At 65.8% G+C, this 13,137-nt stretch carries 9 protein-coding genes; 3 read left to right on the forward strand and 6 right to left on the reverse strand.

Annotated elements, in window-relative coordinates:
• Positions 1–193 precede the first annotated feature (193 nt).
• From Sj15T_RS19315 to Sj15T_RS19325, 3 genes are read right to left on the reverse strand one after another with little or no spacing between them, the layout of a single operon-like run.
• Positions 194–2,389, reverse strand: a complete 2,196-nt coding sequence (locus Sj15T_RS19315; RefSeq protein ID WP_013053968.1) for a 3-hydroxyacyl-CoA dehydrogenase NAD-binding domain-containing protein — start codon at positions 2,387–2,389, stop codon at positions 194–196.
• A 10-nt stretch (positions 2,390–2,399) separates the two neighbouring features.
• Positions 2,400–3,605, reverse strand: coding sequence for an acetyl-CoA C-acetyltransferase (locus Sj15T_RS19320; RefSeq protein ID WP_013053969.1), 1,206 nt, complete (start codon positions 3,603–3,605; stop codon positions 2,400–2,402).
• A 56-nt stretch (positions 3,606–3,661) separates the two neighbouring features.
• Entirely contained in the window at positions 3,662–4,753 is a 1,092-nt protein-coding gene (locus Sj15T_RS19325; RefSeq protein WP_013053970.1) for a CaiB/BaiF CoA-transferase family protein, read from the reverse strand.
• A 449-nt stretch (positions 4,754–5,202) separates the two neighbouring features.
• Between Sj15T_RS19325 and Sj15T_RS19330 the strand changes: the two genes are divergently transcribed.
• On the forward strand, positions 5,203–5,589 hold the full coding sequence (locus tag Sj15T_RS19330) for a nuclear transport factor 2 family protein (RefSeq protein ID WP_013053971.1): 387 nt from the start codon (positions 5,203–5,205) through the stop codon (positions 5,587–5,589).
• A gap of 88 nt (positions 5,590–5,677) precedes the next feature.
• The gene (locus Sj15T_RS19335; protein ID WP_041386926.1) at positions 5,678–7,726 is read left to right on the forward strand and encodes a PQQ-dependent dehydrogenase, methanol/ethanol family; all 2,049 of its coding nucleotides are present in this window, start codon (positions 5,678–5,680) and stop codon (positions 7,724–7,726) included.
• A 68-nt stretch (positions 7,727–7,794) separates the two neighbouring features.
• On the opposite strand, the gene Sj15T_RS19340 is transcribed toward Sj15T_RS19335, so the two are convergent.
• On the reverse strand, positions 7,795–9,495 hold the full coding sequence (locus Sj15T_RS19340; protein ID WP_013053973.1) for an FAD-dependent oxidoreductase: 1,701 nt from the start codon (positions 9,493–9,495) through the stop codon (positions 7,795–7,797).
• 299 nt (positions 9,496–9,794) lie between these two features.
• On the opposite strand from Sj15T_RS19340, the gene Sj15T_RS19345 reads away from it, so the two are divergent.
• Complete coding sequence (locus tag Sj15T_RS19345) at positions 9,795–10,772, forward strand: alpha/beta hydrolase (protein WP_013053975.1); 978 nt, start codon at positions 9,795–9,797, stop codon at positions 10,770–10,772.
• A 51-nt stretch (positions 10,773–10,823) separates the two neighbouring features.
• Here Sj15T_RS19345 and Sj15T_RS19350 read toward each other — a convergent pair whose 3' ends face one another.
• Together Sj15T_RS19350 and Sj15T_RS19355 are read right to left on the reverse strand one after the other, a co-directional pair.
• Positions 10,824–11,615, reverse strand: coding sequence for an SDR family NAD(P)-dependent oxidoreductase (locus tag Sj15T_RS19350; RefSeq protein WP_013053976.1), 792 nt, complete (start codon positions 11,613–11,615; stop codon positions 10,824–10,826).
• Positions 11,616–11,636: 21 nt separating this feature from the next.
• On the reverse strand, positions 11,637–13,115 hold the full coding sequence (locus tag Sj15T_RS19355) for an AMP-binding protein (protein ID WP_253720730.1): 1,479 nt from the start codon (positions 13,113–13,115) through the stop codon (positions 11,637–11,639).
• Positions 13,116–13,137 lie beyond the last annotated feature (22 nt).

The following is a 13,137-nucleotide window of genomic DNA, read 5'->3' on the forward strand; positions in this document are numbered from 1 at the left end:
CAGCATCGGGGCATGTTTAGCGAGATTCAAACTGCGCGCCAGCATGATGCTCCGGCGCTCCCTTGGCCAGTTCCATCCATGGGCCGGCGCCGGAGCGGAAGACACGCCCCGGCGCCGATCCAGACGATCGCCCGCGCCGATCAGGCGGCGCCCCCCTTGCGGAACCGCGCCGTCCATAGTTGGGCGCGGTCGATCATGCCGCTTTCTGCCGGATCGGGGCCTCGTAAAACCGGCCCCGTTCCTCGGCGAGCTTGCGCAACAGGGGCGGTATGGCGAACCTGTCCCCATGATCGCGCGCCAGTTCGTCCGCGACGGCGGCGAAGGTCGCGGCGCCGACGGAATCGATGAAGGAGAGCGGCCCCCCGGTCCATGCCGGAAAGCCCCAGGCCAGGATCGCCCCGACATCTGCCTGTCGCGGATCGCCGATCACCCCTTCGTCGACGCAGCGCGCCGCCTCGATCGCCTGGCGGTAGAGCAGCCGAAGGCGAATGCGCTCGACCAGCGCCGCGTCGCTCGAGACTATGCTGGGGGGCGCGAGATCAGCCAGTCCGGCCCATAATGTCTTGCCGCTGCCGTCCTGCGCATAGTCATATACGCCCCGGCCGTTCTTGCGTCCCAGGCGGCCGAGCTGGTTGACCAGTCGGTCGACGATCCCGTCCTGCGCCTTGGCGACATAGGCGCTGCCCAAATCCGCCGCCGTCTGCTTCGTCACCTTGTCGAGCAGGTCGAGCGCCACGTCGTCGCTCAGTTCCAGCGGTCCGCGCGGCATGCCGGTCATGCGGCCGACATTGTCGATGATGGCCGGCGCGATCCCTTCGGCAAGCATCTCATAGCCTTCGGCGATATAGGTGCCGAACACCCGGCTGGTGTAGAAGCCGCGGCTGTCGTTGACGATGATCGGAACCTTGCCGATCCGCAGCACATAATCGGTCGCGGCCTCGATCGTGGCGTCGCTGGTGCGCTTGCCCCGGATGATCTCGACAAGGCGCATGCGATCGACCGGCGAGAAGAAGTGGATGCCGACGAAGGATTCGGGACGCTGGGACGCGTCGGCCAGTCCGTCGATGGGCAGCGTCGAGGTATTGCTTCCGAATATCGCGTTCGATCCCAGCACCGCCTCCGCCTTGCGCGTGACCTCCGCCTTCAGGGCGCGGTTCTCGAACACCGCCTCGATCACGATGTCCGCGCCCGCCAGGTCGCCATAGTCCGTAGAAGCGCAGATTCGGGCCTTCGCCGCATCCGCCTTCTCCTGCGACAGACGCCCCTGGCGGACAGCCTTGTCCAGCAGATTGTCTCCATGGGCCTTGCCCTTGTCGGCAGCGGCCTGATCGACATCGATCAGCACGGTGTCGATGCCCGCCAGGGCATGCGCATGCGCGATGCCCGCGCCCATCATGCCCGCGCCCAGCACGCCTGCTTTCCGGGGATCGAACCTTTCGCGTCCCGTCGCACGGCCCTGCCCCTTGCCCAGCGCCTGCATCGACAGGAACAGGGTGCGCACCATCGCCTCCGCCTGGGGAGTCTGCACCGTGTTGAGGAAGCGGCGGCTTTCGATGCGCAGGCCGGCATCCATCGGCACCTGCGTTCCTTCGAACACGGCCTTCAAAATCTGTTCCTGCGCCGGATAATTGCCGTAGCTTGTCGACCGCAGCATGGCGTTGGCGCCTGCCATGATCTGCTGGCCCGCTGACGAATAGGGAGCGCCGCCGGGCAGCTTGAAGCCCTTGCGGTCCCAGCGGGCAACCGGATCGCCGACCGACAGCAGCCACGCTTTGGCAGTCTCGATCAGATCGGCGGCGGGAACCACCGCATCTACGAAGCCCAGTTCAAGCGCCTTGGTGGGACTGACGGGCTTGCCCTGGAGCAGCAGCGGCAGCGCGGCCTGAAGCCCGATGAGCCGGGGCAGGCGCTGAGTCCCGCCCGCGCCGGGCAGCAGGCCGATGGTCGCTTCCGGAAAGCCTAGCTGGATCTTCGGATTGTCGGCCACGACGCGATAATGGCAGGCCAGCGCCACTTCCATTCCGCCGCCCAGCGCCAGCCCGCTGATCGCCGCGACAACCGGCTTGCCCAGCGTTTCGATGGCGCGCAGGCGACGGCTCAGCGACGCGCAATCGGCAACCGCACCGGCCAATTCCTCCTGGGTGCTCGCCACGCGCCAGCGGGCGATGTCGCCCTCCATCTCCACCAGGTCGGCGCCGGCGATGAAGCCGTTGTCCTTGCCCGACGTCAATATCGCGCCCTTGATCGCGGCATCGCCCTTCAGCCGTTCGACAAGCTGTTCCAGTTCCTGCGAAAACGCCGCCGTGATGGTGTTCATCGTCCGGCCGATGACGTCGAACCGGACGAGCGCGATGCCGTCCGCGCCTGTTTCGATGCTGATATGCTGCATGATACTCTCCTCAGACGCGCGCGATGGCCATTGCGGTGCCCATGCCCGCGCCGACGCACAAATTGATCACGGCCGTTTCCTTGCCGGACCGTTCCAGTTCGTCCAGCACGGTTCCCAGGATCATCCCGCCGGTCGCGCCCAGCGGATGGCCCATGGCGATCGCGCCGCCGTTCACGTTGATCTTGTCATGCGGGATGTCGAGCATCTTCATGTAGCGCAGCACCACCGCCGCGAAGGCCTCGTTCAGTTCGAAAAGGTCGATGTCGGCCACCGCCATGCCCAGCCGCTTCAGCAGCTTTTCAGTGACATAGGACGGGCCGGTCAGCATGATCGTCGGCTCCGATCCGATGGAGGCCGCGCCCAGGATTTTGGCCCGCGGCTTCAAGCCGGCCTTTTCGCCGGCCTCGCGCGATCCGATCAGAACCGCCGACGCGCCGTCGACGATGCCGCTGGAATTGCCGGCATGGTGGACATGGTCGACCTGGCTGATTTCTGGATAGCGCTGGATCGCCACCGGGTCGAACAGCGTCTCGCCCATCGCCTTGAAGGAGGGCTTGAGCGTGGCGAGCGAGTCGATCGTCGCGTCGGCGCGGATATGTTCGTCATGGTCGAGCCGCGTGACGCCGGCCTGGTCGACCACCGGAACGACCGAACGGGAAAAGCGCCCTTCCGCCCAGGCGCGCGCCGCCCGGCGCTGGCTTTCCACTGCATAGCCGTCGACATCCTCGCGGCTGAATCCGTCGAGCGTGGCGATCAGGTCGGCGCCGATGCCCTGGGGCGTGAAATAGCTGTCATAGGCGAAGCTGGGATCGACCGCCATCGCCCCGCCATCGGCCCCCATCGCCACGCGCGACATGGATTCGACGCCGCCGCCGATGGCGAATTCGGCTTCACCGAACACCACCTTGGCAGCCGCCATGTTGCACGCCTCAAGCCCCGATCCGCAGAAGCGGTTGACCTGGACCCCGGCGGTGGACTGCGCATAGTCGGCCGCCAGCACGGCGAGCCGGGCGATGTCCGCGCCCTGTTCGCCCACCGGCATGACGCAGCCCAGGATCACGTCGTCCACCAGCGACGTGTCCAGTCGATGGCGATCGCGAATGGCGCCCAGCGTCTGCGCGGCAAGCTCCAGCGCGCTGATCTCGTGAAGCGAGCCGTCGGGTTTCCCGCGCCCTCTGGGCGTGCGAACGGCGTCGAAGATGAAGGCTTCTGGCATGCGTCCTGTTCCTGTCGATAGGGTTGAAGCGTTCCGAATTGTTGATGTCGCGGCGGCTATCCCGCCACATTCGCCGATTGAAGAATCTCGACCGTGTCGGCCCCGACCGGCCGCGCCGCGCGGGGGCGATCCGCCCGCGTCACCGAAAAGCGCGGCGCGGGCGCGGGCTGCATGAGGCCGTCGACATCGATGAACGTGTCGCGGGCCGCATTGTGGGGATGGCCGGGCGCCTCCGCCACCGACAGCACCGGCGCGAAGCAGGCGTCGGTCCCTTCCAGCAGCGCGCACCATTCATCGCGGGCGCGCGTCCGGAACAGCGCCTCCAGCCGCGTCTTCAGCAGCGGCCATGCCGTCGCGTCCAACTGCCGGTCGAACGCGGCGTCGTCTTCCAGGCCGAGCTTTTCCCGCAACAGGGCGTAGAATTTCGGTTCGATCGCCCCGATGCTGATATATTTGCCGTCGGCGCATTCATAGCTGTCGTAGAAATGCGCGCCCGTATCGAGCAGGTTGACGCCGCGCTCGTCCCGCCATTCGCCCGCCGTCACGAAGCTCATCGTCATGGCGTTGAGCAGCGCCGAACCATCGGTGATGGCGCAATCTATCACCTGGCCGCTGCCGCCCCGCGACACGTGGAACAGGGCGCTCGCCATCGCGAAGGCCAGCATCATCGCGCCGCCGCCGAAATCGCCCAGCAGGTTCATCGGCGGCGTCGGCCTTTCGCCAGCGCGCCCGCAACCATGCAGGGCGCCCGAAAGCGCAACATAATTGATGTCATGTCCAGCCGCCTGCGCGAGCGGGCCGGTCTGTCCCCATCCGGTCATCCGGCCATAGACCAGCTTCGGATTGTCGGCCAGCAGCACGTCCGGGCCAAGGCCCAGCCGCTCCATGACTCCGGGCCGAAATCCCTCGATCAGCCCGTCGGCCGTCGCGACAAGCCCGCGCAATTGCGCGATGGCGTCGGCATCCTTCAGGTCCAGCACGATGGATCTGCGCGAACGCGCCAGCGCGTCGTGCCGGTCGACGACCGCGCCGGGGCGTTCCACCCGGATCACCTCCGCGCCATGATCGGCCAGCATCATCCCGCAGAACGGGCCGGGACCGATGCCTGCCATCTCGATGATGCGAACGCCTGCCAGTGGGCCGCTCATCCGCTCCTCCTTTCCGAATATCCGTATTCGCCGGGACTCGATCACCCAGGCGGCGAATTATTTGCAGTCCATTGCAGAAAAATGTATCGATGGAAAGAGGGCGCCTGAAAGGCGGGTCGATAATCGCGATTTGAACGGATCGAGCGTTGAAATGCGGGATTTCACATGGGTTGAGGATTGTCCCGATGCACCCGTCGCCGGTGGGCATGCCCGCCGCGAGCGCCTTGCATCACCGCATAACCTATCTTATGATTCGGGACGACGCGGGCTTGGCGCCTGTGGAAGCGCCAGGCCGACACGACGCCTGCGGCCCACCGTCTTCGCGGCGCCCACGCATTTGCAGTGTCGCGCCATGGAGCATCTCATGCCGCGCCGCGCCGATGGCCTGGAACGATTGGATCTTCCGGCAAATATAAGTTCTTGGGGAGGTAAAAACTTTGGAAAAAAATATGAAATCCGCCATGCTGGCCGTCGCGGAACGGTTCACGCAGGCTTTCTCGAACCGCGACGCGGCCGGATTCGTCAGCACCTATGGGCCGGACGCGACCGTCTGGCACAATGACGACCGGATCGTGCAGGCACGCGAAGAGAACCTGGCCAAGTTGCAGGGCTTTTTTTCGATCTGCTCGGCCGTCGAATACAGGAACATCGAACGCGACGTGACGGACGCCGGCACGCTCGTGCAGCAGCATGTCGTCTGGGGACGACTGAATGACGGCCGCGAATTCGAAGTGCCCGTGTGCATGGTCATAAAGTTCAAGGACGGCCTTATCCACCATATCGCCGAATATTGCGATCCCGCGCCCTTCCACCAACTCCTCCACGGCGCGGATTAAGCCGATCCCGCGCGCGGACATGGCCGGAGTCGGCCGATCACCGAATATGAAGGAAAATGGGATGCGGCATTTCAGGAAGGCGGCATTGATGTCCCTGGCTCTGGCCATGGTAGCGGGAACGACGCAGCAATGCTCGGCGCCCCGGCCGGCGGAGCCTTATCTCGACGGCAGCGACGGAAAGGACTGGCCGGGCTATGGGCGCAGCTTCGGCGAACAGCATTACAGCCCCCTGACGCAGATCGACGGCAAGACGGTCGGCGATCTGGGGCTGGCATGGTGGTTCGACCTTGGCCCGGAAAATTCGGCCACCCAGCCTATCGCGGTGGATGGCGTCCTCTATTTCGGCGTCGGGCACAGCATCGTGCACGCCATCGACGCGAAGACCGGAAAATTGCTCTGGCGCCATGACCCGCACGCCGCGGAGGCGGCCGGGCCCAATCTTCGCCTGGGATGGGGCAGCCGGGGCATCGCCTGGGGCAATGGCAAGATCTATACGGGAACGCAGGACGGCCGCCTGATCGCGATCGACGCCCGGACAGGCAAGGAAGTCTGGAGCGTGCAGACCTTCGACAAGAACCAGCCCACCTATATCAGCGGCGCGCCGCGCTATTATGCGGGCAAGGTCATCGTCGGCTTCGGCGGCGACATGGGGAAGGTGCGGGGCTATGTGACCACCTATGATGCGGACACCGGCAAGCAATTGTGGCGATTCTACACCGTGCCGGGCAATCCCGCCGACGGGTTCGAAAACAAGGCCATGGAAATGGCGGCCGGAACCTGGTCGGGAGAATGGTGGAAATATGGCGGCGGCGGCACGGTATGGAACGCCATATCCTATGATCCCGAAACCGACACCATCTTCCTGGGAACCGGAAATGGCTATCCATGGAATCATAAGGTGCGAAGCGGCGGGAAGGGAGACAATCTGTTCCTGGCGTCCGTCGTGGCGGTCAGCGGCTCCACCGGCGAGTATAAATGGCATTATCAGCAGAATCCGGGCGAGACATGGGACTATAACGCCGCGATGGACATGGCCCTGGCCGACCTGACCATTGCCGGCAAGCCGCGCAAAGTCCTGGTGACGGCGCCCAAGAACGGCATTTTCTACGTCATAGACCGCGTCACGGGAAAGCTGATTTCCGCTGAACCCTATACGAAGGTGAACTGGGCCAGCAAAATCGACCTGGCGACCGGCCGCCCGGTCGAAAATCCGGACGCGCGCTACCCGGACGGCAAGACCTTCACCATCTGGCCCTCGTCGGCCGGCGGCCATAGTTGGCAACCCATGGCCTATAGTCCCGCCACCAGGCTGGCCTATATTCCGGTCATCAATGCCGGAATGACCATCCGGGACGAGCCCGACCTCGCCCATTACAAGCCGCCTCTGGACCGATCGTCCGGCGGATCGTTCATTCCCGACTTCGACGTGAAGGATCCGAAACAGGCGACGGGGGCGCTCGTCGCATGGGACCCGGTCACGCAGAAGAAGAAATGGAGCGTGGAGCATCCGACGCTGGCGAACGGCGGCGTCATGGCGACGGCGGGCGGGCTGGTCTTCCAGGGCACGGTGGACGGAAGCTTCAAGGCCTATGACGCGGCCACGGGCAAAACCGTCTGGTCCTTCGCCACCGGCACGCCGATCGTGGCGCCGCCCATTTCCTATAGGGTGGGCGACACCCAATATGTGACCATAATCACCGGCCTTGGCACGGGCCTGGCGATGTGGGCGCCGATATTGTCCCGGTATAATATCGATCCCCGCAGCCAGAAACGGCGCGTCCTGACCTTCGCCATCGGCGCCAGGGCGAAGCTCCCGGCCGACAAGCATTCCGTCCAGCCGATCGCCGCCGATCCGGAATTCGCGCCCAACCCGGCCAGCGCCGCCGCCGGAGCAGTGATCTACATGAAGCACTGCGTCGTGTGCCACGGCTTCGGCGCGGTGAGCGGATCGCACGCGCCGGACCTGCGGCGGTCGACCATACCGACCTCTCCGGAAGCCTTTGCGAGCGTGCTGCGCGAAGGGGCGCTGGTGTCGGGCGGAATGCCGCGCTTCGAAGAGTTCACGGATCGCCAGCGCGAAGATGTGCGCCAGTATATCCGAACGGAAATGCAGAAGGGGCGCGCCGGCACCCGTTGAGATCGGAAGGCGGGCAGCTTTTCGTCGGAGCGAAAGGCTGCCCGCGTCGCGACCGGGCGCGGCCCCGCTCAGGCGGCGGCCTGCCCTGCCCGGACGATGTCCCGCGCAGCGAGGTAGCCGAAGACGATGGCAGGCCCCAAAGCGGCGCCGCCGCCCGGATAGGCCCCGCGCCAGGGGGAATTCATGTCCAGCCCAACGGCATAGAGACCGGCTATCGGTTGCCCTGCCGCGTCCAGGACGGCGGCGCGAGCATCCGTCACCACCCCCAGCAACGTGCAAAGATCGCCCGGCCTCAATTCGATCGCATAAAAGGGCGCGTGCTCCAGCGGCGCCAGGCTGGGATTGTCCCTCCCCGGATCGCCCATGAAGTGCGAATAGGCATGGGCGCCCCGGCCGAACTCCGGATCATGGCCCTGGCGCGCATGTTCGTTGAAGGTGGCGACCGTCCGTTCAAGCCGCGCCGGATCGATTCCCAATTGGCCCGCCAGTTCCGCGACGGTCCCCGCCCGCTTCAAATATCCTTTCCGCAGCAGCGCGCCATGCGGCCAGGGCGCCGGACGCGCCAGCCCCATGCCGTATCGACGCAGGAATTGCGCATCGCCGACAAGGAACATCCGTTCGGCGCCGACCCGGTTGATGTCGTTGCCGACCGCCTGATAGTGATTCGCTTCATCCGTGAAGCGGCGCCCGTCGGCATCGACGATGATCGACCCGGGCTTCAGCCGGTCTCCCGCCAGATGCGGGAAGGGCCGGGGCGACCCATCGCCCGCCGGCATCGCCGACATGGGCGTCCAGATCGCATTGGCGGCATTGCCTTCGGCCAGGCGCCCCCCGGCGCCGAGGGCGAGCCGAATGCCGTCGCCCCTATTCTCCCTGGGCGCCAGGCTGTAGCTCGTCGCGGCGAGCGGGATATGCTCCCGCCGCATCGCCGCATCCGCGCCAAATCCTCCCGTCGCCATGATGACGGCTTTGCTCGTCCGGACCTCCATCGTCTGGCCCGATCGTTCGACGATGGCGCCGATGACGCGATTGTCCGCGGTCCGGAGCGACTTGACGGGCGCATCGCTCCAAAGCGAAACCCCGCTGTCCGCAGCCGCCAGCAGCAGCCGAGCCGCAAGCGCGTTGCCGTTCGCCAGTCGCGTGGCGCGGCCATGGACAAGAAGGTCGGCGACCTGCCGGGCGACGATGCGGACGCTTTTCCGGAAAGCGGCGAAGGAACGGTGCAGGTTCAGGAGCGGTTCCATGTCCGCAAAGCCGATCTGGAACCCGAGCGGGCCGCCCATTTCCCGCAGGGCCGGGCGCAGCTTGCCAAGGAGCGGCCCCAATTTGCGGCCGTCAAAGTCGGGCGACAACAGGCATCGCGAATGTCCGGCCCCTGGCAAGTGCATTTCATAATCGGGCAGCCCGGCCGAGATCAGTTCCAGGCCGGCATGTTCGCTCAGATAATCCACCGCCTCATTGGCATGAGCGAGATAGGCTTCGACCTTGCTGTCGTCATATTGGGCGCCGAGCACGGCCTTCAGATAGGCGGCGGCGTCTGCGATGCTGTCGTCAAAGCCGTCGGCGCGCATCGCCCGGCTGGCCGGTATCCAGACGCCGCCGCCCGACAGCGCGGTGGTCCCGCCGAAAACCGATGCCTTCTCCGCAACCACGACCGACAGCCCCGCCTTAGCCGCGACGATCGCGGCGGAGAGGCCCGCCGCCCCCGACCCGGCGACCAGCACGTCGCATTCGATCACGGACGATCCTTCGCCGGTCGCAGCTTCCATGAAAATCCCCTCCCCGCCTCGTCCGAAACCGGCCGGTCCGGCATGGGGACTGGCTCATCCCATCATGTCGGGCTCCGCGGACCGGGGAGGATGGATGAACGCGGTCCGGGCAGGCGCGCCAACCCGCGTCCTGCCGCTTGCCTCTCCATCATATTCCCGGTTCCGTGAAAGATCGTAGACAAGGCCGCCTCATTCAACAATAGGATAATTTATTCTATTGTGCAGCAAACCGGCGCACCGTTCCACCGGCGCGGCCGGAAACCCAAAGCCCATCATCGAAGCGCGAGGAGCAGCATCAGATGACCACCCCACCCGCCGATCGCCAGATACACGCCGCTTCGTTCGAGGTCCGCCGGACCACCGTCCGCGACAATGCGGAGATCGCCTATATCCGGGAGGGCGTGGGCGGCCTGCCGCTATTGATGCTCCACGGCTGGCCGAGCACGAAGCGCATCTTCTACCGGAACATCGGCCCCCTGGCCGAAGCCGGTTTCGAGGTGATCGCGCCGGATGCGAGCGGATGGGGCGACTCCCCGCCGCGCGCGGACAGGTGGACGGATCAGGTCATGGCCGGGCGCGACAGCGTGGCGCTGATGGAAGCGCTCGGCCATGAGCGGTTCGTCCTCGCCGCTTTCGACCAGGGGACCATAGTGGGCCTCGACCTCGTCAACAGATTCCCCGAACGCATCCTGCGGCAAGTGTTGTGGAGCGGCGTCGTCCCCTTCATGTGGGATGTCTATGCGGCGGCCGGCATCGGCGGCGACATGATCGAGGAAGTCGTCGCGGCGACCGATCACATATTGGAACATGGCAATCATGCCGATCGCCTCTGCGCCGAACTGGACACGGCGGAGGCCCGCCGGGATTACGTCAAGGGCTTTTACACGACCAGGGTCTGGAAAGCCGGCCGGCCCGCGACCGGCATAGCCGGGCCGGGCGCCTTCGACGAGGACATGGCGTCCTTCCATGCCGAACCCTTTGGCGACGCCAGGATGTTCCGCGATTCATTGCGCTGGTACGAAACGCCGCTCCATCCCGAAACATTCTCCGAACCGCCGTTGCTGGCGCAGGCGAGCGACGTGGAAACGCTGTTCCTGCTGGGCGCGCATGATTTCACCACGGCGAACGCCAACACCGCCCGGCGCATAGCGGTCGCCTACAGGAATCTGGTCGGACCGTTCTTCGTGGACGGCGCGGGGCACTTCCTGTCCTGGGAATGTCCCCGCCTGTTCAACAATGCCGTCATCAGCTTCTGCCGCGACCTGCTTGCCCAGTGAACGGGCCGCGACGAATATCATGCCGCCGCGCCGCCGGCACGGCGGCATATCTCAGTCTTTGGCGGAGACGACGGACGGCGAAGGATTGAGGATCTGGCCGGCGTCGGTCACCAGGCTGGTGCCCGTGATATGTTGGGCGCCTTCATCGGCCAGGAACAGGATGGCCGTGGCGATGTCCTCCGGCGTACCCGCCCGCCGCAGGGGAGTCATGCCCTCTACCGTCTCGATCAGTTCCCGCATTCCCGCCTCGCCAAGGGCGTCGGAGAATCTGCGCGTCGCGATGAAGCCGGGGCAAACGGCATTGACACGGATTTCCGGACCCAGAGCCCTGGCCAGCGACACGGTCATGTTGTTGAGCGCGGCTTTCGATGCCGCATAAGCGATCGAGCTGCCGATCGCCGCGATCGCCGCGATCGACGAGACGTTGACGATCGCGCCATAGCCGCCCTGCTTCATCAGGGGCGTGCAAGCCCGTATCATCTGGAAGGCGCCGACCACATTGGTGCGATAGATCGAAAGGAAGTCGTCGCTGCCAAGGCCTTCAAGGTCGGCGTGGGCGACGATGCGGGTCGTGCCCGCATTGTTGACCAGGACATCGACCCGCCCCCACCGTTCGGCGGCGGCGGCGACCATGCGGCGGCAATCCGCATCCTCCCCCACATCGCCCTGCACTGCGAGGGCATCGGCGCCCAGCAGGCGGCATGCTTCGACCGTCTCCTCCGCCTCGTCCCGGCTGTGCGCATAGTTGACGAGAACCCGGGCTCCGCGTCCTGCCAGTCCCTTGGCGACAGCGGCGCCAAGGCCGTTCGCCCCCCCGGTCACAATGGCTACCCGATCCTTCATCCTATCACCTCATCCCGATGTTCAGGCGCGATTTGCCGCGCCGGCCTTGTTGTCGGACCCATCCATCCTGGCGGCCCGCAACGCGCTCCGCCGGACCTTGCCCGCCTCGTCGCGGACCGAATCCGCGACGAACTCGAAGGTTCGCGGTATCTTGTAGCGGACGATCCGCTCCGCCAGATGCCGCTTCAGCGCCTCCGGATCGATCTGCGTCGCCGCATCGATGATGGCATGGACGCGGTTTCCAAGATCGTCGTCCGGCAAGCCGATGACCGCGCTCGACCGAACGCCGGGGAATGCGTCGATGGCGGCCTCCACCTCGGCGGGATAGACGTTGGCGCCGCCGGAGATGATCAGGTCGGTGCGGCGGTCGGCCAGGAACAGATAACCCTCCTCGTCGACATGCCCCATGTCCCCGATGGTTTCCCAGCCGTCCTCAGACCGCCTGGATTCGCCGCCAAGGTAGAAATAGGTGGAACCCGGACCGCTGTCGGGCCGCATATAGACTTCGCCGATCACCCCGGCCGGAACGGGCCGCCCGGCATCGTCCACGACCTTGATCGCGCATCCTTCCACCGCCCGGCCGACCGAACCGGGCCTGGCCAGCCACTCCTCGCCGGAAATCCAGGTCGTGCCGCAGCCCTCCGTGCCGCCATAGGCCTCCTGCACCACGTCCGCGCCCAGCCACTCGATCCACTCCGCCTTCAGCCAGGGCGGGCAGGGCGCCGCCGTATGCACGACCGTCCGCAGGCTGCTCATGTCATGCCGGTCCCGGACCTCCGCCGGAAGGCGCGCGATGCGATGCATCATGGTCGGGACCATGATCGTCCAGTCGATGCGATGCCGATCGATGAGGTCCAGGGCGCGTTCCGCGTCGAACCGCTCCATCACGATCAGCCTGTTCCCGCAGAACAGCCCGCGCGAGCTGCACATGAACGACGCATTGTGATAGAGCGGCCCCGCGACCAGTTGCCTGCCCTGAACCGACATGCGGAATTCCGGGGCCAGGGGATCGAAGATGCCGGGCTGGCGCGACACGATCACCTTGGGCCGGCCGGTCGAACCGCCCGATGCGACCGCCTTCCAATAAGGCGGAACGGGATAATCCATCGCCTCGTCCGACAATGCCGGATCGGGAAGGAAACCGGCGGGCAGTTGCGGAACGGAAGTCTGCTCGCCCTCCGACCCGACGATCAGCCTGGGCGACACGATGTCGATGATGGCGGATCGCTCGGCCGGCGGCATCCGGGCGGAAATGGGCTGGGGGATGGCGCCGACCTTCCACGCCGCGATGCTGGCCTGGTAGAATTCGCGGCCGTTGGGCAGCATGATGGTGACGAAATCGCCCTCCCCCACGCCGGCGTCGCGATAGGCCCGCGCCAGCCGGTTGGTGGAACGGTCCAGATCCCGCCAGGAAATCTCGCCGGCCTCGTCGACGATCGCCGGTTCATCGGCCAGCCTTTCCGCCCAATATCGAATGCAGTCCCCGATCGAATATTGCATCTGCCGATAGTCCATAGCTGGG

Origin of the sequence: Sphingobium sp. TA15, assembly GCF_037101235.1 — a bacterium.
Taxonomy (GTDB): Bacteria; Pseudomonadota; Alphaproteobacteria; order Sphingomonadales; family Sphingomonadaceae; genus Sphingobium; species Sphingobium indicum.